Source organism: Pseudomonas sp. NPDC089554 (assembly GCF_050280645.1).
Taxonomy (GTDB): domain Bacteria; phylum Pseudomonadota; class Gammaproteobacteria; order Pseudomonadales; family Pseudomonadaceae; genus Aquipseudomonas.
In genome coordinates this window covers 1-26105 of record NZ_JBNNVR010000077.1, presented here as the reverse complement: position 1 = coordinate 26105, position 26105 = coordinate 1, and the positions used below count along the sequence as shown (strand labels likewise).

Sequence of the window (26105 nt, the reverse complement as noted above, 5' to 3'; positions counted from 1 at the left end):
GTCGCGGTGGATCTGCGCGTACAGCGGCAGGTCGGGGGCGAAGCGGTGCTCCCAGTCGGGGCGACAGACGAGTCCGTCTTACTGCTTGGCGGCAGCCAGCTGAGCAGCCACTTCTTCAGCGAAGTTGTCGACTGGCTTCTCGATGCCTTCGCCTACTTTGAAGTAGGTGAAGGAAACGATTTCAGCACCGGCCTTCTTGGCCAGATCGCCGACCTTGATCTCCGGGTTCATGACGAAAGCTTGCTCTTTCAGCGTGGCTTCGGCTTTGAACTTGGTGATACGGCCGTTGATCATGTTCTCGACGATGTTTTCCGGCTTGCCGGCGATCTTGTCGGCGTTCAGCTGCAGGAAGACACCTTTCTCGCGCTCGATGGCCTCGGCGGAGATTTCCGACGAATCCAGGAACTCTGGGTTCGAAGCGGCAACGTGCATGGCGATGTTCTTGGCCAGTTCGACGTCACCGCCTTTGAGGACAACAGCGACACCGATCTTGTTGCCGTGCAGGTAAGCACCGACAACGTCACCTTCAACGCGCACCAGGCGACGGATGTTGACGTTCTCGCCAACCTTGGCAACCAGGGCTTCGCGAGCGGCTTCGCGGGAAGCGATCAGCGGCGCGGCGTCGGTCAGCTTCTGGGCGAAGGCCTCTTCGATGCTCTCGGCAACGAAGTTCTTGAAGTCGTCTTGCAGGGCCAGGAAGTCGGTCTGCGAGTTCACTTCCAGCAGAACGGCCGATTTGCCGTCGGCCTTGACGGCGATAGCGCCTTCAGCTGCGACGTTGCCAGCCTTCTTGGCGGCCTTGATGGCGCCGGAAGCACGCATGTCGTCAATGGCTTTTTCGATGTCGCCGCCGGCCTTTTCCAGGGCCTTTTTGCAATCCATCATGCCTTCGCCAGTACGCTCGCGCAGTTCTTTGACCAGCGCTGCAGTAATTGCTGCCATTTCAAAATCCTCTTGGAAAGTTTTTCAACCATTCCACCCGCTCGTGACGGGCGTTCAATTCTGGAAACCCACTGTCTTGCTGCCTGCGTGACACATGATGCGGCGGTACTGCTGACAGGAGGATTTCAGGTGGCAAAAAGGGGGCCTAGCCCCCTTTTTGCGTGCCAAGTAGACGCCAGGCGTCAATTACTCGGCAGCAGGTGCAGCCGCTTCTTCAACGTAGACTTCGGTGCCGCCGGCAACATTGTTGCGGCCGCGGATGATGGCGTCAGCCATCGAAGTCATGTACAGCTCGATGGCGCGGATGGCGTCGTCGTTACCTGGGATGATGTAGTCAACACCCTCTGGGCTGCTGTTGGTATCGACAACGCCGATAACCGGAATGCCCAGCTTGTTGGCTTCGGTGATCGCGATGCGCTCGTGATCGACGTCGATGACGAACAGGGCATCAGGCAGACCGCCCATGTCCTTGATACCACCCAGGCTGCGGTCCAGCTTTTCCAGATCGCGCGAGCGCATCAGGGCTTCTTTCTTGGTCAGCTTGGCGAAGGTGCCATCTTCGGCCTGGGTTTCCAGGTCGCGCAGACGCTTGATCGAAGCACGGATGGTCTTGTAGTTGGTCAGCATGCCGCCCAACCAGCGGTGGTCAACGTATGGCGAACCGGCACGAGCAGCTTGCTCGGCGACGATCTTGCCGGCGGAACGCTTGGTGCCGACGAACATGATCTTGTTCTTGCCCTGGGCCAGACGCTCTACGAAAGCCAGAGCTTCGTTGAACATTGGCAGGGTTTTTTCCAGGTTGATGATGTGAATCTTGTTACGCGCGCCGAAAATGTACTTGCCCATTTTCGGGTTCCAGTAACGGGTCTGGTGGCCGAAGTGCACACCGGCCTTCAGCATATCGCGCATGTTGACTTGGGACATGATAGTTCCTTGATAAGTCGGGTTGGGCCTCCACGCATCCCAATGGCCAACCCTCAGGTCCGAAGACCTCGGGCACCCAGGCCACCGTGTCGACACGTGTGTGGGTTTAAGCTTCCGGGGTCGTCCCCGAAAGCGGCGCATTTTATACCACAGACCGCGGACGAACGGAACCCGAATGATGTTTCGTCCGTCAGCCGCTTTTGCAGCAGCAGGTCAATCACGCCAGAATGCCTGCAATAGCGCCACGCAGGACAAGTTTTCTCCCGACAGAATGCCTTCCTGCTCTGTTAGAATCCGGCCTTTCCCGTTTTTGTGCGCGCCGCACGGCGCCGTAGAGAGCCTGTATGACCGTCACCATCAAGACCGCAGAAGACATCGAGAAGATGCGCGTTGCCGGCCGCCTGGCCGCCGAAGTGCTGGAGATGATCGAGGAACACGTCAAGCCCGGCGTCACCACCGAAGAGCTCGACCGCCTGTGCCACGACTATATCGTCAACGTCCAGCAGGCCATCCCGGCGCCGCTGAACTACAAGGGCTTCCCCAAGTCGATCTGCACCTCGATCAACCACGTGGTCTGCCACGGCATCCCTAACGAGAAGCCGCTCAAGGATGGCGACACCATCAATATCGACATCACCGTGATCAAGGATGGCTACCACGGCGACACCAGCCGCATGTTCCATGTCGGCACCGTCGCGCCCTGGGCCGAGCGCCTGTCCAAGGTGACCCAGGAGTGCCTGTACAAGGCCATCGAGCTGGTCAAGCCGGGCTGCCGCCTGGGCGATATCGGCGAAGCGATCCAGAAACATGCCGAGAAGAACGGTTTCTCGGTGGTGCGCGAGTTCTGCGGCCACGGCATCGGCCGGGTATTCCACGAAGAGCCGCAAGTGCTGCACTACGGCAAGGCGGGCACCGGCATGGAGCTCAAGGAAGGCATGACCTTCACCATCGAGCCGATGATCAACCAGGGCAAGGCCGACACCAAGGTGCTGGGCGACGGCTGGACCGCCATCACCAAGGACCGCAAGCTGTCGGCCCAGTGGGAACACACCCTGCTGGTCACCGCCAGCGGCTACGAGATCTTCACCCTGCGCAAGGACGACACCCTCCCGCGCACCTCGGCCTGACCCTATAAAGGAACGTCACGCGATGCCCCAGTTGGATCCTGAGCTGTTCGACCGAGGTCAGTTCCAGGCGGAACTGGCGCTCAAGGCAAGCCCTATCGCCGCCTTCAAGAAAGCCATCCGCCAGGCCAGCGAAGTGCTCGACCAGCGCTTTCGCCAAGGCAGCGACATTCGTGGGCTGATCGAGGACCGTGCATGGTTCGTCGACAACATCCTGCAACAGGCCTGGAGCCAGTTCGACTGGGGCGATTCGGACGGCATCGCCCTGGTGGCCGTCGGCGGCTATGGGCGCGGCGAGCTGCACCCGCACTCGGACATCGACCTGCTGATTTTGCTGGGCGCCGACGAACACGAGCAGTACCGCGACGCCATCGAGCGTTTCCTGACCCTACTGTGGGACATCGGCCTGGAAGTCGGGCAGAGCGTGCGCACCGTCGAGGAGTGCACCGAACAGGCCCGCGCCGACCTCACGATCATCACCAACCTGATGGAAAGCCGCACCATCGCCGGGCCTGAGCCCCTGCGCCAGCGCATGCTGGAGGCCACCAGCACCGCCCAGGTGTGGCCGAGCAAGGAGTTCTTCCTGGCCAAGCGTGCCGAGCTCAAGGCACGGCACCACAAGTACAACGACACCGAGTACAACCTCGAACCCAACGTCAAGGGCTCGCCCGGCGGCCTGCGCGACATCCAGACCGTGCTCTGGGTAGCCCGCCGCCAGTACGGCACGCTGAACCTGCACGCCCTGGCCGGCGAAGGCTTCCTGCTGGAAAGCGAAAACGAACTGCTTGCCTCGTCCCAAGCCTTCCTGTGGCGGGTGCGCTATGCCCTGCACATGCTTGCCGGACGCGCCGAAGACCGCCTGCTGTTCGACCACCAGCGCAGCGTCGCCGCCCTGCTGGGTTTCACCGACGAGAACCCCAAGCGCGCCATCGAACAGTTCATGCAGCAGTACTACCGGGTGGTGATGAGCATCAGCCAGCTGTGCGACCTGATCATCCAGCACTTCGAGGAAGTGATCCTGGCCGACGACAACGGCAGCACCCAGCCGCTGAACGCGCGCTTCCGCCTGCACGACGGCTATATAGAAGCAGTGAACCCAAGCGTGTTCAAACGTACGCCGTTCGCCATGCTGGAAATGTTCGTGCTGATGGCCCAGCACCCTGAGATCAAGGGTGTGCGCGCCGATACCGTGCGCCAGCTGCGCGAATACCGCCACCTGATCGACGACAGTTTCCGCAATGACATTCGCAACACCAGCCTGTTCATCGAGCTGTTCAAGTGCGAGATCGGCATCCACCGCAACCTGCGGCGCATGAACCGCTACGGCATTCTCGGCCGCTACCTGCCGGAGTTCGGCTTTATCGTCGGGCAGATGCAACACGACCTGTTCCACATCTATACAGTCGACGCGCACACCCTCAACCTCATCAAGCACCTGCGCAAGCTCCAGTACACGCCGGTGTCCGAGAAATTCCCGCTGGCCAGCAAGCTCATGGGCCGCCTGCCCAAGCCCGAGCTGATCTACCTTGCCGGCCTGTACCACGACATCGGCAAGGGTCGCCAGGGTGACCACTCCGAGCTGGGCGCAGTGGATGCCCAGGCCTTCGGCGAGCGCCACAAGCTGCCGGCCTGGGACACCCGGCTGATCGTCTGGCTGGTACAGAACCACCTGGTGATGTCCACCACCGCACAACGCAAGGACCTCTCCGACCCGCAGGTGATCAACGACTTCGCCTTGCTGGTGGGCGACGAGACACGCCTGAATTACCTCTATGTACTGACCGTGGCCGATATCAACGCCACCAACCCCAGCCTCTGGAACTCGTGGCGCGCAAGCCTGTTGCGCCAGCTCTATACCGAGACCAAGCGTGCCCTGCGTCGTGGCCTGGAAAACCCGCTGGACCGCGAGGAGCAGATCCGCCAGACGCAGAGCGCCGCGCTGGATATCCTGGTGCGCGAAGGCACCGACCCGGACGACGTCGAACAGCTGTGGTCGCAGTTGGGCGATGACTATTTCCTCAAGCACACCTCCGCCGACGTGGCCTGGCACACCGACGCGATCCTCCAGCAACCGGCCGATGGCGGCCCGCTGGTGCTGATCAAGGAAACCACCCAGCGCGAGTTCGAAGGCGGCACGCAGATCTTCATCTACGCCCCCGACCAACACGACTTCTTCGCCGTGACCGTGGCCGCCATGGACCAGCTCAACCTGAACATCCATGACGCGCGCATCATCACCTCGAGCAGCCAGTTCACCCTCGACACCTACATCGTGCTGGACGCCGACGGCGGTGCCATCGGCGACAACCCGGCGCGGGTCAAGCAGATCCGCGAAGGGCTGACCGAGGCCCTGCGTAACCCCGAGGACTATCCGAACATCATCCAGCGTCGGGTGCCGCGCCAGCTCAAGCACTTCACCTTCGCCCCCCAGGTGACCATCCTCAACGATGCCCAGCGCCCGGTGACCATCCTCGAGATCACCGCCCCAGACCGCCCGGGCCTGCTGGCACGCATCGGCAAGATCTTCCTGGAGTTCGACCTGTCGCTGCAGAACGCCAAGATCGCCACCCTGGGCGAGCGCGTGGAAGACGTGTTCTTCGTCACCGACGCCGACAACCAACCGCTGTCCGACCCCCAGCTGTGCAGCCGTCTGCAGGAGGCCATCGTGCAACAGCTGAATGCCGACAAGGCCAGCGACACCAGCCCTACCCGCGTGACCTTCTAACGATTGACGAGACCTTGCGCCGATGAACCATGCCCTGACCCAGCTTCAGCCCTACCCGTTCGAGAAACTCCGCGCCCTGCTGGGCAGCGTGACACCTGCGGCGGGCAAACGCGCCATCGCCCTGTCGATCGGTGAGCCGAAGCATGAATCGCCGGCCTTCGTCGCCCAGGCCATGGCCGACAACCTCGACAAGCTCGCCGTATACCCCAGCACCCTGGGCCTGCCGGCCTTGCGCCAGGCCATCGGGCAATGGTGCGAGCGACGCTTCGGCGTGCCGGCCGGCTGGCTGGACGCCGAGCGCCACATCCTGCCGGTCAATGGCACCCGCGAGGCCCTGTTCGCCTTCACCCAGACCGTAGTCAACCGCGCCGACGACGGCCTGGTGGTCAGCCCCAACCCGTTCTACCAGATCTACGAAGGCGCAGCGCTGCTGGCCGGTGCCACCCCGCACTACCTGCCGTGCCTGGAGAACAACGGCTTCAACCCAGACTTCGACGCCGTGCCGGCCGAGGTCTGGAAGCGCTGCCAGATCCTGTTCCTGTGCTCGCCAGGCAACCCTACTGGCGCACTGGTGCCGATGGACACCTTGAAGAAACTGATCGCCCTGGCTGACGAGCACGACTTCGTGATCGCCGCCGACGAGTGCTACAGCGAGCTGTACTTCGACGAAGACGCCCCGCCTCCTGGGCTGCTGAGCGCCTGTGCCGAGCTGGGCCGCAGTGATTTCTCCCGTTGCGTGGTGTTCCACAGCCTGTCCAAGCGCTCCAACCTGCCAGGCCTGCGCTCTGGCTTCGTGGCCGGCGATGCGTCGATCATCAAGCCGTTCCTGCTGTACCGCACCTACCACGGCTGCGCCATGCCGGTGCAGACCCAGCTGGCCAGCATCGCCGCCTGGCAGGACGAAGCCCATGTGCGCGAGAACCGCGACCAGTACCGCGCCAAGTACGATGCCGTGCTGGATATCCTGCAGCCGGTGCTCGACGTGCAGCGCCCGGATGGCAGCTTCTACCTGTGGGCCAAGGTGCCTGGCGACGATGCCACGTTTACCCGCGACCTGTTCGAGGCCGAACATGTAACGGTGGTGCCGGGGTCGTACCTGTCCCGTGAAGTGAGCGGCGTGAACCCAGGTGCTGGGCGGGTGCGCATGGCGCTGGTCGCGCCGCTGGCCGAGTGCATCGAGGCCGCCGAGCGGATTCGCGACTTCCTGGCCAACCGCTAGTATTCGCCAGCCTCTTCGCGGGTAAACCCGCGAAGAACGCTCAACTGAGCTACCTGACCTGACCCAGGTTCGCCTCGCTCAGGTCCAGCTCGCCCAGCACCTGGCGCACCACCTCATCCCCCACCAGGTGCTGGCGGTGCAGGCTGTACAGTTCCAAGCGCTGCGCCCGTAGTGCACGCAGGCGCAGTCGCCGTTCCAACAGGTCCATCTGCTCGGCCAGCGCCCTGGCTTCGGCGCTGTCGTTGTAGCTGTCCAGCTCATCTCGGTATTCCGCCATCAAGCGCGCCTTGAGTTCCGTGGCCAGGGTGGCTTGTGCCGCATCCTGCGGCGCATTGGCATCGATCACCTCTTCCGCCTCCAGGGCATGGATAGCCGCTTCGGCCGTGCGCCGCCAGGCCTCCTGTACCTCCTGGCGCAGGCGCTCGTCCGGGCTCTTGGTCACCCCGCGCAACAGGATTGGCAAGGCAATGCAGGCACAGGCCAGCGATAGCAGGATGACCCCCGCGGCGATGAAGATCAGCAAGTCGCGCTCGGGAAATGCCTGGTCGGCGCCGATCAGCAAGGGCACCGACAGTACGCCGGCCAAGGTCACCGCCCCTCGTACACCGCCCACCGTCAACAACCAGCAGGAGCGCGTGGTGGGCATCGACACCAGCTCGGCCTTGCCACGCCAGCGCCGCAGCGCGCCAATGCCGCGCCAGGTGCTCTGCACCCAGACGAAACGCAGCAGCACCAGCACCGCGAAGATCGCCAGCACATCCAGGCAACGCCAGGCCAGGGCCGGCCAGACGGAGGTTTCCTGGCTGACCACGGCCTTGACGATGTCCGGCAGTTGCAGGCCCAGCAGCAGGAAGATCAGGCCATTGAAGGCGAACTCCAGCAACGACCAGACACTGCGGTTGAGCAGGCGCGTGCTGGTCTGGCGCGGCAGCAGGTCGAGCCAGCTCTGCATCATGCCGGCCGCCACCGCCGAAAGAATGCCCGACACGCCCAAGCGCTCAGCCAGCACGTAGGCGGCGAACGGCAGCAGCAACATGAACACCACATGGGTGGCCGGGTCGTCCCAGCCGCGGGCGATCATCCAGGCGCGCAGGCGCCCGATCAGCCAGCTCAGGCCCACGCCCACGGCCAGGCCGCCGAGCGCGACCAGCACGAAGGTCGCGCTCGCCTCGGCCAACGAGAAAACACCGGTGATCGCCGCCGCCAGGGCGAACTTGAAGGTCACCAGGCCCGAAGCGTCGTTCATCAGCGCCTCGCCCTGAAGCATGTGCATCAGCGGCGTGGGCAGGCGGTCCTGAGTGATGGCCGACACCGCCACGGCATCGGTGGGCGAAAGCACCGCCGCCAGGGCGAAGGCGACCGCCAAGGGAATGCTCGGCAGCAGCCAGTGGATGAAGTAGCCCGCGCCCACCACGGTGAACAGCACCAGGCCCACCGCCAAGGCCACCACCGGGCCGCGTAGACGCCAGAGTTCGCGCTTGGGCATGCGCCAGCCATCGGCGAACAGCAAGGGCGGCAGGAACAGGAACAGGAACAGCTCCGGGTCCAGCGCCACATGCAGCCCCAGGGTCGGCCAGGCCAACAGCGCGCCTGCGGCAATCTGCACCAACGGCAGCGGCAACGGCACCACCCGCCCCAGCAGTTTCGACACGCTTACCAGCGTCAGCAGGATGAGAACGGTATAGGCTGACTGCATCGGAAAGCTTCCTGTGTGATCCGAGGAACGACAGCGAGCGGGGCATCACTGTTGCAACACTATGTTAGCGGCGACCGGCGGGCCTGGGCCGCTGCACCATGGTCGGAGTTTCCCCGGGAGTATGTAACATAATGCTACGCGACACGCGGTGACACGCTTCCTCCTCACCGATGGGCACCTCAGCCGTGGCGCCATGCCCCTTGATACCGCATAATCGCCCCCACCCATTCATCAAGGAGTATCGGGACGTCAGGCTCAGCCCGCCGCCCCAGGCATTCAATGGCTCACACTCTCTACGGCATCAAGGCCTGCGACACGATGAAAAAGGCCCGTACCTGGCTCGATGAACAAGCCATCGGCTACGCCTTCCACGACTACAAGACCCAAGGCATCGACCGTGACAGCCTGAACCGCTGGTGCGACGAGCATGGTTGGGAAGTCGTCCTCAACCGCGCCGGCACCACCTTCCGCAAGCTCGACGATGCCAGCAAGGCCGACCTCGACCAGGCAAAAGCCGTGGAACTGATGCTCGCCCAGCCATCGATGATCAAACGCCCGGTACTCGACCTGGGCGACCGCACCCTGGTCGGCTTCAAGCCCGACCTGTACGCCGCAGCGCTGGCCTGAGCTCGCTTGCGCGCGAAACTCCCTATTTCGTAAGAGGTAACCGCATGTCCACCCAACTGTTCAGCCTGGCCTTCGGTGTCGGCACCCAGAACCGCCAGGGCACCTGGCTGGAAGTTTTCTACGCGCAGCCGCTGGTGCAGCCATCCGCCGAACTGGTCGCCGCCGTGGCCCCCCTGCTGGGGTATGAAGGTGGCAACCAGGCCATCGCCTTCAGCCCGGCCCTGGCCGGCGAGCTGGCCACTGCCGTCAAAGGTATCGACGCCGCCCAATATGCTCTGCTGACCCGTCTGGCCGAGAGCCACAAGCCGCTGGTCGCCACCCTGCTGGCCGAAGACGCCGCGCTGTCCTCCACCCCTGAGGCGTACCTGAAGCTGCACCTGCTTTCGCACCGCCTGGTCAAGCCGCACGGCGTGAGCCTGGCGGGCATCTTCCCGCTGCTGCCGAACGTTGCCTGGACCAGCCAAGGTGCCATCGACCTGGCCGAGCTGGCCGAGCAGCAACTGGAAGCGCGCCTGAAGGGCGAGCTGCTGGAAGTGTTCTCGGTGGACAAGTTCCCGAAAATGACCGACTACGTAGTGCCGACCGGCGTGCGTATCGCCGACAGCGCCCGCGTGCGCCTGGGCGCCTACATCGGCGAAGGCACCACCATCATGCACGAGGGCTTCGTCAACTTTAACGCAGGCACCGAAGGCCCGGGCATGATCGAAGGCCGTGTATCGGCCGGCGTGTTCGTCGGCAAGGGCTCGGACCTGGGCGGCGGCTGCTCGACCATGGGCACCCTGTCCGGCGGCGGCAACATCGTCATCAAGGTCGGCGAAGGCTGCCTGATCGGCGCCAACGCCGGCATCGGCATCCCGCTGGGCGACCGCAACACCGTCGAGGCTGGCCTGTACATCACCGCTGGCACCAAGGTGAACCTGCTCGACGAGAACAACGAGCTGGTCAAGGTGGTCAAGGCCCGCGACCTGGCCGGCCAGGCCGACCTGCTGTTCCGCCGCAACTCGCTGAACGGCGCGGTGGAGTGCAAGACCCACAAGTCGGCGATCGAGCTGAACGAGGCGCTGCACGCCCACAACTGAGAACTTCTCTGGAGTTCGAAGTGTTAAGATCGGGTTTGTCTGAAAAGACAGACCCGATTTTCATTCCAGGCCCCGCAACCATGTTCCAGCCCTCCCCCTGGCGTGCCGACTTTCCCGCCATCGCAGCCCTGCAACGGCAGCACCAGACCTACCTGGACAGCGCCGCTACCACCCAGAAGCCCCAAGCCCTGCTCGATGCCCTGAGCCACTACTACGGCCATGGCGCCGCCAACGTGCACCGCGCCCAGCACCTGCCCGGCGCCCTGGCGACCCAGGCCTTCGAAGCCAGCCGCGACAAAGCGGCCGCCTGGCTCAACGCTGCCGACTCGCGCCAGGTGCTGTTCACCCACGGCGCCACTTCGGCGCTGAACCTGCTGGCCTACGGCCTGGAACATGGCTTCGAGGCAGGTGACGAGATTGCCGTCAGCGCCCTGGAACACCACGCCAACCTGCTGCCCTGGCAGCAATTGGCCAAACGCCGCAACCTGCGTCTGGTCGTCCTGCCATTGGACGCCCACGGACACATCGACTTGGACCGCTCGCTGCAACTGATCGGCCCGCGCACCCGCCTGCTGGCGGTCAGCCAGCTTTCCAACGTACTGGGCACCTGGCAGCCGCTGCCGGCCTTACTGGCCCACGCACGGGCACAGGGCGCGCTCACCGTGGTGGACGGCGCCCAGGGCGTGGTACACGGCCGACACGACGTGCAGCAACTGGGCTGCGATTTCTACGTGTTCTCCAGCCACAAGCTGTATGGCCCGGATGGCGTCGGCGTGCTCTGGGGCCGCGCGCAGGCGCTGGAGCAGCTTCGCCACTGGCAGTTCGGCGGCGAGATGGTACAGATCGCCGACTACCACGACGCAAGCTTTCGCCCCGCGCCCCTGGGCTTCGAAGCTGGCACCCCGCCGATCGCCAGCGTCATCGGCCTGGGCGCGACCCTCGACTACCTGGCCAGCCTGGATGCCCATGCCGTAGCCAACCACGAAGCCAGCCTGCACCAACACCTGCTGCGCGGGCTGGCCGACCGCGAGGGCATTCGTGTGCTCGGCGCCCCTCAAGTAGCGCTGGCCAGCTTCGTCATCGAAGGCGTGCACAACGCCGACATCGCTCATTTACTGACCGAACAAGGCATCGCCGTACGCGCCGGGCACCACTGCGCCATGCCGCTGCTCAAGGGCCTGGGGCTGGATGGTGCGATCCGCGTGTCGCTCGCCCTGTACAACGACAGCGACGATTTGCAGCGTTTCTTCGAGGCCCTCGACCAAGGCCTGGAGCTGTTGCGATGAGCCTCTCGCCGCAGGCGCTCGAGGCGCTGGAGCGGTTTACCGAAGCCAAGGGCTGGGAGCAGCGCGCACGCCTTTTGATGCAATGGGGCGAGCGCCTGGAGCCGCTGGACGACAGCGAGAAGACCGAAGCCAACCGCGTGCATGGCTGCGAGAGCCTGGTGTGGCTGGTGAGCGTGCAGGTCGATGGCCAGTGGCGGTTCAAGGCCAGCAGTGATGCTCGTCTGTTGCGCGGGCTGCTGGCGTTGTTGCTGGTGCGGGTGCAAGGGGTGGCCAGCGCGCAGCTGGCCCAACTGGATTTGCCGGGGTGGTTCAGGCAACTGGGGTTGGAGCGCCAGTTGTCGCCATCGCGCAGTAACGGATTGCATGCGGTGTTGCAGCAAATGGCTGATTTGTCGGCTCAGCATTGAAACCGCAGCGCCTTCTTCGCGGGTAAACCCGCGAACCAGGGCGCAGCCCTGGCCAGGCGCCACAAAAACCAATGGCTAGCCCTTGACCCGCTCCGCAGGCCGCCGCGCCCCGCCTACCAGCTTTTCCACCGCCTTGCTGACCGCCACCATGCCAAAGGTCGCGGTCACCATCATTACCGCGCCAAACCCACCCGAGCAGTCCAGTCGCACACCCTCGCCGACGAAGCTTTTCTGCAAGCACACGCTGCCATCGCCCTTGGGGTAGCGCAGCTGTTCGCTGGAAAACACGCACGGCACCGCATAGTTGCGGCTGGTGTTGCGCGAGAAGTTGTAGTCGCGGCGCAGGGTCGAGCGTACCCGCGAAGCCAGCGGGTCGTTGAAGGTCTTGTTGAGGTCACCGACCTGGATCTGCGTCGGGTCGATCTGCCCGCCCGCACCACCGGTGGTGACGATGCCGATCTTGCGGCGCTTGCACCAGGCGATCAGCGCAGCCTTGGCCATCACGCTGTCGATGCAGTCGATCACGTAGTCGAAGCCTTCGTGGATGTACTCGGCCATGGTCTCGCGGGTGACGAAGTCCGCCACCGCATGCACCGTGCACGCCGGGTTGATCGCCCGCAGCCGCTCGGCCATGACCTCGACCTTGGGCTTGCCGACCTGCCCGTCCAGGGCATGGGCCTGGCGGTTGGTGTTGCTGACGCACACGTCATCCAGGTCGAACAGGCTGATTTCACCCACGCCACTGCGCGCCAGGGCTTCCGCCGCCCAGGAGCCCACACCGCCAATGCCGACCACCGCCACATGGGCGCGCTGCAAGCGTTGCAGGCCTTCGTCGCCGTACAACCGGGCCACGCCGGCGAAGCGCGGATCTTCTGTGCTCATGCTCATACCCCGAAGCTCATACCCCCAAAAATCGGCGCGCATTATATGCCAGCAGGGCGCCCAGGAGTTGCCTTTGCGATGTACGAGCCGTCCAACGTTAGGAAAGCACTTACCAAGCCTGCTTTAATGTCCCATCGAACGAAAAGATATGGACGACAACCGAGCGGGCTCAGAACTTCAATTGAGGCAGAAAATCCAACGCAATGCCTGACCGGTATGCGTAGGACTCGCCCTGCCACCCGCTCCTTTCCCGGAACACGAAAACGCTTATGTCATCACGCAAACTCGGCCTCAACCTGGTGGTGGTCCTGGCCATCGCCGCGCTATTCACCGGTTTCTGGGCGCTGATCAACCGCCCGGTGTCGGCACCTGCCTGGCCGGAACAGATCTCCGGTTTTTCCTACTCGCCGTTTCGCCTCGGCGAGAGCCCGCAAAAAGGCCAGTACCCCAGCGAACAACAGATGCGCCAAGACCTGGAGCAGATGAGCAAGCTCACCGACAGCATCCGCATCTACACCGTCGAAGGCACCCAGGAGCTGATTCCGCGGCTGGCCGAAGAGCTGGGCTTGCGTGTCACCCTGGGCGTCTGGATCAGCCCGGACCTCGAACGCAACGAACGCGAAATCACCAAGGCCATCGAGCTGGCCAACACCACCCGCAGCGTGGTGCGCGTGGTCGTGGGCAACGAAGCGCTGTTTCGCGAAGAGATCACTCCCGAGGCGCTCATCCAGTACCTGGACCGGGTACGCGCAGCGGTCAAGGTACCGGTCACCACCAGCGAACAGTGGCATATCTGGAAGGAACACCCGGAACTGGCCAGCCATGTCGACCTGATCGCCGCGCACATCCTCCCCTACTGGGAGTTCGTGCCGATGAAGGACTCCGTGCAGTTCGTGCTCGACCGCGCTCGCGACCTCAAGGTGCAGTTCCCACGCAAGCCGCTGTTGCTGTCGGAGGTCGGCTGGCCCAGCAATGGCCGCATGCGTGGCGGCGCCGATGCCACCCAGGCCGACCAGGCGATCTACCTGCGCACGCTGACCACCACCCTCAACCGTCGCGGCTACAACTACTTCGTCATCGAAGCCTACGACCAGCCGTGGAAGGCCAGCGACGAAGGCTCGGTGGGCGCCTACTGGGGCGTGTTCAATGCCGAGCGCCAGCAGAAGTTCAACTTCGAAGGCCCGGTGGTGGCGATTCCGCAATGGCGAGCGCTCGCGGTGGCCTCGGTGGTGCTGGCGATGATCGCCCTGACCGTGCTGCTGATCGACGGCTCGGCCCTGCGCCAGCGTGGCCGCACCTTCCTCACATTCATCACCTTCCTCTGTGGTTCGGTGCTGGTGTGGATCGCCTACGACTACAGCCAGCAATACAGTACCTGGTTCAGCCTGACGGTCGGGCTGCTGCTGGCCCTGGGTGCGCTGGGCGTGTTCATCGTGCTGCTCACCGAGGCCCATGAACTGGCCGAGGCGGTGTGGATTCACAAGCGCCGTAGGGAGTTTTTGCCCGTGCAGGGCGACAGCGCCTACCGGCCCAAGGTCTCGGTGCATGTGCCGTGCTACAACGAGCCACCGGAAATGGTGAAGCAGACCCTCGATGCCCTGGCAGCCCTGGACTACCCCGACTATGAAGTGCTGGTGATCGACAACAACACCAAGGACCCGGCCGTGTGGGAGCCGCTCAAGGCCCACTGCGAAAAACTCGGCGAGCGCTTCCGCTTCTTCCACGTGGCGCCCTTGGCAGGCTTCAAGGGCGGCGCGCTGAACTACCTGATCCCACACACGGCCAAGGACGCCGAAGTGATCGCGGTGATCGACTCGGACTACTGCGTCGACCGCAACTGGCTCAAGCACATGGTGCCGCACTTCGCCGACCCGAAGATCGCCGTGGTGCAATCGCCCCAGGACTACCGCGACCAGCACGAAAGCGCCTTCAAGAAGCTGTGCTACAGCGAATACAAGGGCTTCTTTCATATCGGCATGGTCACCCGCAACGACCGCGACGCGATCATCCAGCACGGCACCATGACCATGACTAGGCGCCGCGTGCTGGAGGAACTGGGCTGGGCCGACTGGTGCATCTGCGAAGACGCCGAACTGGGCCTGAGGGTGTTCGAGAAAGGTCTATCGGCCGCCTACGCCCATAACAGCTACGGCAAGGGCCTGATGCCCGACACCTTCATCGACTTCAAGAAACAGCGCTTCCGCTGGGCCTATGGCGCGATCCAGATCATCAAGCACCACGCTGCCGCCCTGCTGCGCGGCAAGGGCAGCGAGCTGACCCGCGGCCAGCGCTACCACTTCCTGCCCGGCTGGCTGCCGTGGATCGCCGATGGCATGAACATCTTCTTCACGGTCGGTGCATTGCTGTGGTCGGCAGCGATGATCATCGTGCCGCATCGGGTCGACCCGCCCTTGATGATCTTCGCCATTCCGCCGCTGGCGTTGTTCTTCTTCAAGGTCGGCAAAATCATCTTCCTCTACCGTCGCGCGGTCGGGGTGAACCTCAAGGACGCCTTTGCCGCTGCACTGGCGGGGCTGGCGCTGTCGCACACCATCGCCAAGGCGGTGCTGTATGGGTTCTTCACCAGCAGCATGCCGTTCTTCCGCACCCCGAAAAATGCCGACAGCCATGGCTTGCTGGTGGCGATTTCCGAAGCACGCGAAGAGCTGTTCATCATGTTGCTGCTGTGGGGCGCGGCGGCGGGCATCTACCTAGTGCAGGGGTTGCCGAGTTCGGACATGCGCTTTTGGGTGGCGATGCTGCTGGTGCAATCGCTGCCTTATGCTGCCGCTTTGGTGATGGCGTTTCTGTCGTCGCTGCCCAAGCCGGCGGACAAGGTGGTCGAGGCGCAGGCTGCCTGAAGTACGCGTCGCTTTCTTCGCGGGCAAGCCCGCTCCTACACGGTCAGTGGTGAACCTGTAGGAGCGGGCTTGCCCGCGAATGGGCCGCAAAGCGGCCCAATGCGCCGTGCCCGCAGACACAACTTGATATAAGATAACGCCCCTCGTTTCCGCCTTGCCTTGCCCCCGGAGTTCCCCATGACGGCCCCAGCCGAGCTCTCGCCTACCCTTCAACTGGCCTGCGACCTGATCCGCCGCCCTTCGGTGACCCCGGTCGACGCCGACTGCCAGTCCCAGATGATGACGCGCCTGGGCGCCGTCGGCTTTCAGCTCGAACCGATGCGCATCGAGGACGTCGACAATTTCTGGGCCACCCACGGCACCCAGGAAGGCCCGGTGTTGTGCTTCGCCGGCCACACCGACGTCGTGCCCACCGGCCCCGTGCAGCAATGGCAGCATGAGCCGTTCGACGCGCTGATCGACGCCGACGGCATGCTGTGCGGGCGCGGCGCCGCCGACATGAAGGGCAGCCTGGCCTCGATGGTCGTCGCCAGCGAGCGTTTCGTGCACGACTACCCGAACCACCACGGCAAGGTGGCCTTCCTCATCACCAGCGACGAAGAAGGCCCGGCCCACCACGGCACCAAGGCCGTGGTCGAACGCCTCAAGGCGCGCAACGAGCGCCTGGACTGGTGCATCGTCGGCGAGCCGTCGAGCACCACCCTGCTAGGCGATGTGGTCAAGAATGGCCGTCGCGGCTCGCTCGGCGCCACCCTGACCGTGCGCGGCAAGCAAGGCCACGTGGCCTACCCGCACCTGGCACGCAACCCGATTCACCTGGCCGCCCCCGCCCTGGCGGAACTGGCTGCCGAGCACTGGGACGAAGGCAACGCCTTCTTCCCACCGACCAGCTTCCAGATCTCCAACCTGAACGCCGGCACCGGCGCCACCAACGTGGTGCCCGGTGAGCTGCACGCGCTGTTCAACTTCCGCTTCTCCACCGAGTCGACGGTCGAAGGCTTGCAGCAGCGTGTGGCGCAGATCCTCGACAAGCACCAGCTGGACTGGTCGATCGACTGGGCGCTGTCGGGCCTGCCGTTCCTCACCGAGCCGGGCGAGTTGCTCGATGCCGTGTCGGCCAGCATCAAGGCGGTCACCGATCGCGACACCCTGCCGTCGACCAGCGGCGGCACCTCGGACGGGCGCTTCATCGCCACCATGGGCACCCAGGTGGTCGAGCTCGGCCCGGTCAACGCCACCATCCACCAGGTCGATGAGCGCATCCTGGCCAGCGACCTGGACCTGCTGACCGAAATCTACTACCAGACCCTGGTGCGGTTGCTCGCCTGATGCTCGCCTGCCCCCTCTGCCAGGCGCCCCTGGCGCAGCTCGACAACGGCGTGGCCTGCGCGGCCGGCCACCGTTTCGACCGCGCCCGCCAGGGCTACCTGAACCTGCTGCCGGTGCAGCACAAGAACAGCCGCGACCCTGGCGACAACCAGGCCATGGTCGAAGCCCGCCGCGACTTCCTCGACGCCGGCCACTACGCGCCGGTTGCCAAGCGCCTGGCGGAACTGGCCGCCGAGCGCGCACCGCGCAGCTGGCTGGACATCGGCTGCGGCGAGGGCTACTACACCGCGCAGCTCGCCCAAGCCCTGCCCGAGGCCGAAGGCTTCGCCCTGGATATCTCACGCGAAGCGGTCAAGCGTGCCTGTCGCCGTTCGCCACAGGTCACCTGGATGGTCGCCAGCATGGCCCGCGTGCCGTTGCAGGCCGACAGCTGCGACTTCATCGCCAGCGTGTTCAGCCCGCTGGACTGGCAGGAAGCCAAGCGCCTGCTGGCGCCCGGCGGCGGCCTGATGCGGGTGGGCCCGACCAGCGGCCACCTGATGCAGCTGCGCCAGATGCTCTACGATGAAGTGCGCCCCTACGCCGACGACAAGCACCTGGCCCTGGTGCCCGACGGCATGCACCATGCCCATGGCGAAGTGCTCGAATTCACCCTGGCGCTGGCCGAACCCAAGGCCCGTGCCGACCTGCTGGCGATGACCCCGCACGGCTGGCGCGCCAGCGCCGAAAAACGCGCACAGGTGATCGGGCAGGCCGAACCGTTCACGGTCACCGTTTCCATGCGTTATGACTATTTCGTGCGCCAAGACTGAGCACAGCGGAGTTCCAAGATGCGCCAACCCGATATCGAGATCTACCTGAAGGACAGCGACGTCGACCACCGCCGGGTCGCCGAGTGGCTCACCCAGGCCCTGGGCCCGTGCAGCGAATGGAAGCAGAAAGGCCAGACCTTCAAGTGCCAGGCCGGTAACATTCCGGTCACTTGGTTACCCAAGGCTGTGGGGAAATGGAACAGCTTGTTCCTGGAAAGCGACCAGACGCCCTGGGAGGACGACATCGCCTGCGCCCGCGCGGCCTTCGCCGCGCTCGACGTAGAAGTACGCTGCGCACCGGGCAGTTGGGTGGAGGAAGATGGCGAGGAAGATGCCGATCGCTGGATCCGCATCAGCGCCGACGGTGAAGAAGAAATCACCTGGCGTACCAGCTGAAGCTACACGCGGCATCGCCTCAGGCTGCAAGCGTCGTGGACAGCTTGCAGCCTGAGGCTTGCAGCTTTAAAGACCGACGACGTCTTCTGCCTGCAGGCCCTTCTGGCCCTGGGTCAGGCTGTATTCAACCTGTTGCCCCTCGAGCAGGGTACGATGCCCCTCACCGCGAATAGCCCGATAGTGGACGAACACATCCGCACCACCGTCGCGCTGAATGAAGCCATAACCCTTGGCATCGTTGAACCACTTCACATTCCCAGTCTCACGAGACGACATCTGAACTACTCCGGATTTTTATTTTGAAGATCGCCTTGCTGGCACAGAAATCATCCTGCGCCGACACAGCTTGATGAAATTTCCTGCAAGCTGCGGACCGAGTATATGACGGCGAACAAAAAAATTTCATGACTGCCCGGATTTTGCTGAATTTCAGCGGATACGGCAGACTAACTGGCTGGAATATCACCTGAAAATCTCACCCAGGGTACCTACCCCCATGACCCGTTCCCCCTTGCGCCGCCTCATCTTCGGCGCCCTGCGTCGCGTCCTGTACCTGTGGGTGCGCTCCGAAACCATCAACCAGTCTTCGCTCAGCCTCAAGCTCGACCGCAGCCGCCCGGTGTTCTATGCCTTGCCCTCGCCTTCGCTCACCGATCTGGCCGTAATCGACCATGAATGCACCAAGGCAGGGCTGCCACGCCCGGTGGTGCCCGTTGCCGTGGGCGGCTTGCACGAAGCGGCGGCGTTCTTCTACCTGACCCCCGAGCCAGACTGGCTCGGCCGCCATGACAAACGTGGCGCACCGCCCACCTTGCAGCGCCTGGTCGCTGCCGTGAGCCAGCACCCGGAAGAGGACGCGCAGATCATTCCGGTCAGCGTGTTCTGGGGGCAGACCCCGGCCAGCGAGTCCAGCCCGTGGAAGCTGCTGTTCGCCGACAGTTGGGCCGTGACGGGCCGCCTGCGCCGCCTGCTGACCGTGCTGATCCTGGGCCGCAAGACCCGCGTGCAATTCTCCGCGCCTATCCACCTGCGTGAGCTGGTGGAGCACAACAAAGGCCACGAACGCACCGTGCGCATGGCCCAGCGCGTGATGCGCGTGCACTTTCGCAACCTCAAGACGGCGGTCATCGGCCCGGACATCTCGCACCGGCGCAACCTGGTCAAGGGCCTGGTGCATGACCCACTGGTACGCCAGGCCATCAGCGATGAGGCCGAACGCGAGAAAATCCCCTACGCCAAGGCCGAGGCCAAGGCGCTGCACTACGGCAACGAGATCGCCTCTGACTACACCTACACCGCCATCCGCTTTCTGGAAGTGGTGCTGAGCTGGTTCTGGAACAAGATCTACGACGGCATCAAGGTCAACCATATCGAGCAGGTGCAGGGCATCGCCCCGGGCCACGAAGTGATCTACGTGCCCTGCCACCGCAGCCACATCGACTACCTGCTGCTGTCGTACCTGTTGTTCCGCAACGGCCTGACACCGCCGCACATCGCCGCCGGCATCAACCTCAACATGCCGGTAATCGGCGGCCTGTTGCGTAGGGGTGGCGCGTTCTTCATGCGCCGCACCTTCAAGGGCAACCCGCTGTACACCGCCGTGTTCAACGAATACCTGCACACCTTGTTCACCAAGGGTTTCCCGGTGGAGTACTTCGTCGAAGGCGGCCGCTCGCGTACCGGGCGCATGTTGCAGCCGCGCACCGGCATGCTGGCGATCACCCTGCGCAGCTTCCTGCGTTCCTCGCGCACCCCGATCGTCTTCGTGCCGGTGTACATCGGCTACGAGCGTGTGCTCGAAGGCCGCACCTACCTGGGCGAGCTGCGTGGCGCGAGCAAGAAGAAAGAGTCGATCTTCGACATCTTCAAGGTCATCGGCGCGCTCAAGCAGCGCTTTGGCCAGGTCTACGTCAACTTCGGCGAGCCTATCCGCCTGGCGGGTTTTCTCGATGAACAACAGCCAGGCTGGCGTGAGCAGGACCTCGCACCGCAGTTCCGCCCGCAGTGGCTGAACGAAACCACCACCCGCCTGGGCGAAACCGTGGCCCGCCACCTCAACGAGGCGGCGGCGGTCAACCCGGTCAACCTGGTGGCCCTGGCGCTGCTGTCCACCAGCCGCCTGGCGCTGGACGAACGCGCGCTGACCCGCGTGCTCGACCTGTACCTGGCACTGCTGCGCCAGGTGCCCTACTCGGCGCACACCACCCTGCCAGAGGGCGATGGCAAGGCGTTGATCGAGCACGTACGCGGCATGCAACTGCTGGCCGAGCAGAAGGACGCGCTGGGCCGCATCCTCTACCTGGATGAAGCCAATGCAGTGCTGATGACCTATTACCGCAACAACGTGCTGCACATCTTCGCCCTGCCTGCGCTGCTGGCGAGCTTCTTCCAGAGCAGCTCGCGCATGAGCCGCGAACTGGTCGGGCAATATGTGCGGGCGCTGTACCCTTACCTGCAAGCGGAGCTGTTCCTGCGCTGGGCACCGGAGCAGCTCGACGAGGCTATCGACCAGTGGCTGCACGCGCTGGTCGAGCAAGGCCTGCTGCGCTTCGAGAACGATGTGTACCTGCGCCCGGCGCCCAGCTCACGCCAGTTCGTGCTGCTGACCCTGCTGTCGCGCAGCATCACCCAGACCCTGCAACGCTTCTACATGGCCACCTCGCTGCTGCTCAACAGTGGCCAGCACAGCCTGAATGCCGAGGAACTGGAGAACCTGTGCGTGATGATGGCCCAGCGCCTGTCGATCCTGCATGGCCTGAACGCCCCGGAGTTCTTCGACAAGACTTTGTTCCGCCATTTCATCCAGACCCTGGTGCGCGAAGGCGTGCTCAGGCCCGATGGCGAGGGCAAGCTGGGCTACCACGACAAGCTCGGCGAACTGGCCGAAGGCGTGGCCAAGCGCGTGTTGTCGGCGGAACTGCGCCTGTCGATTCGCCAGGTGGCGCTGCACCAGGATGAGCCAATCGATAGTTCACAGGTGTAAGCTTTCTACCTGTCGTAAGCCCTTGAGAGGGGCCATGGTTCACCCGCTGTCCCCCTCTCAAGGAGTATCGATATGACCCAGTTGAAATCCTTCGATGTTGAAATTGTCGCCTCCGGCGACGACACGCTTACACCCTCCGCGCTGGTAGTGCTGAGCTTGCTCGATATCTCGCTGGCAGATGCGCCCGCCATAAGCCTGGCCGAACTGCGCTTGCGTTGCGGCGGCCGGATGCCGATCAACCTGCAGCTCAACTTCGACCTCAGCCAGATCGATCCGCGCCACACCTATACGCTTGCGGCACAAATCGAAAAAGATGGCCAACTGCTCTATATCAACACTACCCACCACCTGGTCGACCTGAACACACTGGTCGAACGGCAACGGGTCACCGTTGAGAAACTCCCAGCCGGGGTTGAAGGTATTCACGGCGGTAACCTGACTGAAGGCATCCATGGCGGCAACCGTATCGATTGACGACCCTGCTGGAAAAATCCGCTAAAGTCCTTGGAGTTGGCCAAGCCAGCTCCAAGGACACCGGAGATTCCATGAAAAAGCTTTCCCTGCTGTGCTGCGCATCGTTGCTTGCGGCCTGCACCAGCCACACCCCCTCGAACCACGCCAGCCTCGATGGCGAAGTCTTCTACCTCCAGCGCATCGCCCTGCCGCCCGCCGCTACCCTGAGCGTGAGCCTGCAAGATGTATCGCTGATGGACGCCCCTGCCGTGACCCTGGCCAACCAGTCCGGCCCGGTCAAAGGCAATGTCCCGCTGCCCTTCCACCTCAGCTACGACCCTGCCCAGGTCAAGCCTGGCCATCGCTACGCGGTGAGCGCGCGCATCGAGTTGGATGGCAAGCTGCTGTTCATCAACACCGAACACCACGGCGTGAAGCTCGACGGCAGTGACCCGCAACCGCTGCGGGTCAAGGTCGACCAGGTCCGCTGAGCCCCGTCATTTCTGCCTTTAAGGAAGCCCTCATGATTCGTTCCTCGCTGCGTTTCACCACCCTCTGCGCCGGCCTGCTGCTGTCGGCCAGCGCCCTGGCCCTGTCTTTGGGCGACCTGTCGCAAAGCGACGCCAGCGGCGGTCTCAAGGACGCCCTGACGCAAGGCGCGCAGGTTGCCGTCAAGCAACTGAGCACCCCAGGCGGCTTCAGCAACAACCCTGAAGTGCGCATCGAACTGCCGGGCAACCTCGGCAAGGCCGCCAAGGCCATGAAGATGTTCGGCAAGGGTGACCAGGTCGATGCGCTGGAAACCAGCATGAACAAGGCCGCCGAGGCCGCTGTGCCGCAAGCCCAGGCGATCCTGGTGGATGCGGTGAAGAAAATGACCGTGACCGATGCCAAGGGCATCCTCAGCGGCGGCGAGGACTCTGCCACCCAGTACCTGAACAAGAGCAGCCGCGAGCAGATCCGCGCCAAGTTCCTGCCTATCGTCAAGCAGGCCACCGACAAGGTCGGCCTGGCCCAGCAGTACAACAGCTTTGCCGGGCAGGCCAAGGGCCTGGGGCTGATCAAGGATGACGCCAATATCGAGAACTACGTGACCGAAAAAGCCCTCGACGGCCTGTTCGAAATGATCGCCAAGCAAGAGCAGAACATTCGCCAGAACCCGGCACAGGCCGCTACCAGCCTGGCCAAGAAGGTGTTCGGCGCGCTTTGACCCTGAGCAGAAGCGGCCGCTTGCAGACACAGCGGCCGCTTCTTCAACACCTCTGGAGGTAGCAACTTTCCCCGCTCCCCTCTCAACGATCACACCGCATGCTGGTGACTCCTACATCAACAAGGAGATTCACTTCATGTCTTCCACTCAAACGTTGCAAATCTTCATCGACTACAAAGATAAAGACTCGATAGCGCCCGATGCATCGGCCGCGTACGAATTGACCCTGTCTGAGAAGGTCGACGGATGGGGCGCCGCCAAAGGTAAGTCAATCATGCATCCAGTGATGACGATCAAGCACAATGGCGCGCTGGCACTGCCGCAGACCTTCAGCTTCGTGATCGATGGCACCCGCTTGAAAGCCGGCAATCGCTACGACGTGTCTTTACGCTACAAGGCTACAACCGACGGCACACAAGGCACGCGATTGGAATGGGCCGAATCGTTCGTTCTTCAACCTGATAGCCGAATAGTACCGGAGAGTTCCAGAGGCCATGGCCCATGCAGGGGGCGTACTAGGGCATGCCTGGGTTGGTAAGTGCGGTCTCAGCTTAAAGGGAAATTGGGGCTGCTTTGCGGCCCCAATTTGGCTTAACTGACTGGCAGTAGCTTAAATTTCTTCATGCTTTCTTCACCCTGAACCACGCCGCATACAACGCCGGCAGGAACAGCAAAGTCAGCACCGTGGCCACGATCAACCCGCCCATGATCGCCACCGCCATCGGCCCGTAGAACACACTGCGCGACAGCGGGATCATCGCCAGCACCGCCGCCAGGGCGGTCAGCACGATGGGCCTGAAGCGCCGTACCGTGGCTTCTATGATCGCCTGCCACTTGTCCAGACCCGAGGCAATGTCCTGCTCGATCTGGTCCACCAGGATCACCGAGTTACGCATGATCATCCCCGCCAGGGCGATGGTGCCGAGCATGGCGACGAAACCGAACGGCTGGCGGAACACCAGCAGGAACAAGGTCACGCCGATCAAGCCCAAGGGCGCGGTGAGAAACACCATCACCGTGCGCGAGAAGCTGCGCAGTTGCAGCATCAGCAGGCTCAGCACCACCACCACGAACAGCGGCATACCAGCATTCACCGAACGCTGCCCGCGCTCGGCATCCTCCACCGTGCCGCCCACCTCAAGCAGGTAGCCATCTGGCAGCTTGTCGCGCACCTGCTGCAAGGTCGGCTGGATCTGCTTGACCAGGGTCGCCGGCTGCTCCTTGTCATAGATGTCGGCACGTACGGTCACGGTCGGCAAGCGGTTGCGGTGCCAGATGATGCCCTCCTCGAAGCCGTACTCCAGGGTGGCCACCTGCGACAGCGCCACGCTCATGCCGTTGTCGGTCGGTAGCGCCAGGCTGCCCAGGCTACCCAGCTGGCCGCGTTCCTCGGCCGTGCCGCGCAGCAGGATCTCGATCAGCTCATTGTCTTCGCGGTATTGGCTGACCGTGCTGCCGGTCAGCGAGCTTTGCAGGAAGCTCGACAGGTACGCGGTGCTCACGCCCAATGCACGTGCGCGGTCTTGGTCGATGTCCAGGTACACCGCCTTGCTCGGCTCTTCCCAATCCAGGTGTACGTTGACCACATGGGGGTTCTCGCGCACCTTCACCGCCACCTCGCGGGCCAGGGCACGTACCTGTTCGATGTGCTCGCCGGTAACGCGGAACTGCACCGGGTAGCCCACGGGTGGGCCGTTTTCCAGACGCGTGACCCGCGAGCGCAATGTCGGGAACTGCTCCTCCAGCGTCGCGATCAGCCAGCTGCGCAGGCGCTCACGCTCCTCCAGCGACTTGGCCAGCACCACGAACTGGGCGAAGCTCGCTGCTGGCAGTTGCTGGTCGAGCGGCAGGTAGAAACGCGGCGACCCGGTGCCGACGTAGGCCACGTAGTTGTCGATGCCGTCCTGTTGCTTGAGCAGCGCTTCCAGGCGCTTGACCTGCTCGGCGGTGTTGCTCAGCGAAGCGCCTTCGGCCAGCTTGAGGTCGATCATCAACTCCGGACGCCCGGAAGCTGGGAAGAACTGCTGCGGCACGAAGCGGAACAGCGCGATGCTGGCAATGAACGCGAGGATGGTCAGCACGATCACCGTCTTGCGCCGACGCACGCACCATTCCACCACGCGGCGCACACGCTGGTAGAACGGTGTGGCATAGGGGTCTGGCGCATGCTCGCCGCCGCCATGGCGGGCGGCATGGCGTTTGGCCAGGTCCGGCAACAGGCGATCACCCAGGTAAGGCACGAACACCACCGCCGCCACCCAGGAGGTCAGCAAGGCGATGGTCACCACCTGGAAGATCGAGCGGGTGTACTCGCCGGTGCTCGAGGCGGCCGTGGCAATCGGCAGGAACCCCGCTGCAGTGATCAGTGTACCGGTGAGCATCGGGAACGCCGTGCTCGACCAGGCGTAGCTGGCCGCCTTGAGGCGGTCGTAGCCCTGCTCCATCTTGATCGCCATCATCTCCACGGCAATGATCGCGTCGTCCACCAGCAGCCCCAGCGCCAGCACCAGCGCGCCGAGGGAAATCTTGTGCAGACCGATGCCAAAGTAGTGCATGGCGGCGAAGGTCATGGCCAGCACCAGCGGAATCGCCAGCGCCACCACCAGGCCCGTGCGCACGCCCAGGGAGAAGAAGCTCACCAGCAACACGATCGCCAGCGCCTCGACCAGCACCTGGACGAACTCACCGACCCCGGCCTTGACCGCCGCCGGCTGGTCGGACACCTTGCGCAACTCCATGCCCGCCGGCAGGTTCTGCGCCAGACGAGCGAACTCGGTTTCCAGGGCCTTGCCCAGCACCAGGATGTCGCCGCCATCCTTCATCGACACCGCCAGGCCGATCGCCTCCTCGCCCATGAAACGCATGCGTGGCGCAGGTGGGTCGTTGAAGCCGCGGTGCACCTCGGCCACGTCACCGATACGGAAGGTGCGGTTGTCCACGCGAATGGGGAACTGGCGAATCTGCTCGACACTGTCGAAGCGACCGCTTACCCGCAGTTGCAGGCGCTCGCTCGGGGTTTCGAAGAAGCCCGCGCTGCTGACCGCGTTCTGCTCGCGCAGCGCTTGCTGCACGGCGGCCAGCGGCACACCCAGGGTGGCCAGCTTGATGTTCGACAGCTCGATCCAGATCTTCTCGTCCTGCAGGCCGATC

General features: G+C 63.8%; 22 protein-coding genes. 16 read left to right on the top strand and 6 right to left on the bottom strand.

The window, feature by feature from the left end:
• Window positions 1–78: 78 nt before the first annotated feature.
• Together tsf and rpsB are read right to left on the bottom strand one after the other, a co-directional pair.
• A complete protein-coding gene (tsf, locus tag ACQKPE_RS20060) occupies window positions 79–942 on the bottom strand; it encodes a translation elongation factor Ts (RefSeq protein WP_427668362.1) in 864 nt (287 codons plus the stop codon).
• Window positions 943–1128: 186 nt separating this feature from the next.
• Window positions 1129–1866: a 30S ribosomal protein S2 gene (rpsB, locus tag ACQKPE_RS20055; RefSeq protein ID WP_016501167.1), complete on the bottom strand. Its 738-nt coding sequence runs from the start codon at window positions 1864–1866 to the stop codon at window positions 1129–1131.
• Window positions 1867–2210: 344 nt separating this feature from the next.
• Here rpsB and map point away from each other — a divergent pair, with 344 nt between their 5' ends.
• Genes map through dapC form a run of 3 tightly spaced genes read left to right on the top strand, consistent with a single transcriptional unit; the run spans window position 2211 to window position 6934 of the window.
• On the top strand, window positions 2211–2993 hold the full coding sequence (gene map, locus ACQKPE_RS20050; RefSeq protein ID WP_427668361.1) for a type I methionyl aminopeptidase: 783 nt from the start codon (window positions 2211–2213) through the stop codon (window positions 2991–2993).
• Window positions 2994–3015: 22 nt separating this feature from the next.
• Window positions 3016–5715, top strand: a complete 2700-nt coding sequence (locus ACQKPE_RS20045) for a [protein-PII] uridylyltransferase (protein ID WP_427668360.1) — start codon at window positions 3016–3018, stop codon at window positions 5713–5715.
• A gap of 22 nt (window positions 5716–5737) precedes the next feature.
• Window positions 5738–6934, top strand: a complete 1197-nt coding sequence (gene dapC, locus ACQKPE_RS20040; RefSeq protein WP_427668359.1) for a succinyldiaminopimelate transaminase — start codon at window positions 5738–5740, stop codon at window positions 6932–6934.
• Window positions 6935–6983: 49 nt separating this feature from the next.
• Here dapC and ACQKPE_RS20035 read toward each other — a convergent pair whose 3' ends face one another.
• On the bottom strand, window positions 6984–8630 hold the full coding sequence (locus ACQKPE_RS20035; protein ID WP_427668358.1) for a Na+/H+ antiporter: 1647 nt from the start codon (window positions 8628–8630) through the stop codon (window positions 6984–6986).
• A 279-nt stretch (window positions 8631–8909) separates the two neighbouring features.
• On the opposite strand from ACQKPE_RS20035, the gene ACQKPE_RS20030 reads away from it, so the two are divergent.
• The 4 genes from ACQKPE_RS20030 to ACQKPE_RS20015 all read left to right on the top strand — a co-directional run bounded on the left by ACQKPE_RS20030 (window position 8910) and on the right by ACQKPE_RS20015 (window position 12029).
• Entirely contained in the window at window positions 8910–9257 is a 348-nt protein-coding gene (locus tag ACQKPE_RS20030) for an ArsC family reductase (protein ID WP_427668357.1), read from the top strand.
• A 44-nt stretch (window positions 9258–9301) separates the two neighbouring features.
• Window positions 9302–10336, top strand: coding sequence for a 2,3,4,5-tetrahydropyridine-2,6-dicarboxylate N-succinyltransferase (gene dapD / locus ACQKPE_RS20025; protein WP_427668356.1), 1035 nt, complete (start codon window positions 9302–9304; stop codon window positions 10334–10336).
• Between the two features lie 80 nt (window positions 10337–10416).
• Window positions 10417–11622 carry a cysteine desulfurase gene (locus ACQKPE_RS20020; RefSeq protein ID WP_427668355.1) on the top strand — a complete coding sequence of 402 codons (1206 nt, stop codon included), beginning with the start codon at window positions 10417–10419 and terminating at the stop codon, window positions 11620–11622.
• The gene (locus tag ACQKPE_RS20015; protein WP_427668354.1) at window positions 11619–12029 is read left to right on the top strand and encodes a SufE family protein; all 411 of its coding nucleotides are present in this window, start codon (window positions 11619–11621) and stop codon (window positions 12027–12029) included. The genes ACQKPE_RS20020 and ACQKPE_RS20015 overlap by 4 nt, the downstream gene beginning before the upstream one ends.
• 75 nt (window positions 12030–12104) lie before the next feature.
• Here ACQKPE_RS20015 and tcdA read toward each other — a convergent pair whose 3' ends face one another.
• The gene (tcdA, locus tag ACQKPE_RS20010) at window positions 12105–12911 is read right to left on the bottom strand and encodes a tRNA cyclic N6-threonylcarbamoyladenosine(37) synthase TcdA (protein WP_427668353.1); all 807 of its coding nucleotides are present in this window, start codon (window positions 12909–12911) and stop codon (window positions 12105–12107) included.
• A 269-nt stretch (window positions 12912–13180) separates the two neighbouring features.
• Between tcdA and ACQKPE_RS20005 the strand changes: the two genes are divergently transcribed.
• The 4 genes from ACQKPE_RS20005 (at window position 13181) to ACQKPE_RS19990 (ending at window position 18309) form a co-directional block, all read left to right on the top strand.
• Window positions 13181–15772: a glycosyltransferase gene (locus ACQKPE_RS20005; protein WP_427668352.1), complete on the top strand. Its 2592-nt coding sequence runs from the start codon at window positions 13181–13183 to the stop codon at window positions 15770–15772.
• 177 nt (window positions 15773–15949) lie between these two features.
• Window positions 15950–17101 (top strand): succinyl-diaminopimelate desuccinylase, encoded by a 1152-nt coding sequence (gene dapE / locus ACQKPE_RS20000; RefSeq protein ID WP_427668351.1) that lies wholly within the window; start codon window positions 15950–15952, stop codon window positions 17099–17101.
• Window positions 17101–17913 (top strand): putative RNA methyltransferase, encoded by an 813-nt coding sequence (locus ACQKPE_RS19995; RefSeq protein WP_427668350.1) that lies wholly within the window; start codon window positions 17101–17103, stop codon window positions 17911–17913. The genes dapE and ACQKPE_RS19995 overlap by 1 nt, the downstream gene beginning before the upstream one ends.
• Window positions 17914–17931: 18 nt before the next feature.
• Complete coding sequence (locus ACQKPE_RS19990; protein WP_427668349.1) at window positions 17932–18309, top strand: hypothetical protein; 378 nt, start codon at window positions 17932–17934, stop codon at window positions 18307–18309.
• A 66-nt stretch (window positions 18310–18375) separates the two neighbouring features.
• Here ACQKPE_RS19990 and ACQKPE_RS19985 read toward each other — a convergent pair whose 3' ends face one another.
• A complete protein-coding gene (locus ACQKPE_RS19985; RefSeq protein ID WP_427668348.1) occupies window positions 18376–18585 on the bottom strand; it encodes a cold-shock protein in 210 nt (69 codons plus the stop codon).
• Window positions 18586–18805: 220 nt separating this feature from the next.
• Here ACQKPE_RS19985 and plsB point away from each other — a divergent pair, with 220 nt between their 5' ends.
• From plsB to ACQKPE_RS19960, 5 genes are all read left to right on the top strand, one after another.
• Complete coding sequence (gene plsB / locus ACQKPE_RS19980) at window positions 18806–21292, top strand: glycerol-3-phosphate 1-O-acyltransferase PlsB (protein WP_427668347.1); 2487 nt, start codon at window positions 18806–18808, stop codon at window positions 21290–21292.
• Between the two features lie 72 nt (window positions 21293–21364).
• Window positions 21365–21766 carry a YbaY family lipoprotein gene (locus ACQKPE_RS19975; RefSeq protein WP_427668346.1) on the top strand — a complete coding sequence of 134 codons (402 nt, stop codon included), beginning with the start codon at window positions 21365–21367 and terminating at the stop codon, window positions 21764–21766.
• A gap of 71 nt (window positions 21767–21837) precedes the next feature.
• On the top strand, window positions 21838–22236 hold the full coding sequence (locus ACQKPE_RS19970) for a YbaY family lipoprotein (protein WP_427668345.1): 399 nt from the start codon (window positions 21838–21840) through the stop codon (window positions 22234–22236).
• 32 nt (window positions 22237–22268) lie between these two features.
• Window positions 22269–22955 (top strand): DUF4197 domain-containing protein, encoded by a 687-nt coding sequence (locus tag ACQKPE_RS19965; protein WP_427668344.1) that lies wholly within the window; start codon window positions 22269–22271, stop codon window positions 22953–22955.
• A 136-nt stretch (window positions 22956–23091) separates the two neighbouring features.
• Window positions 23092–23493, top strand: coding sequence for a hypothetical protein (locus ACQKPE_RS19960; protein ID WP_427668343.1), 402 nt, complete (start codon window positions 23092–23094; stop codon window positions 23491–23493).
• 82 nt (window positions 23494–23575) lie between these two features.
• Here ACQKPE_RS19960 and ACQKPE_RS19955 read toward each other — a convergent pair.
• The coding region (locus tag ACQKPE_RS19955; protein ID WP_427668342.1) for an efflux RND transporter permease subunit at window positions 23576–26105 on the bottom strand (2530 nt) is incomplete at its 5' end.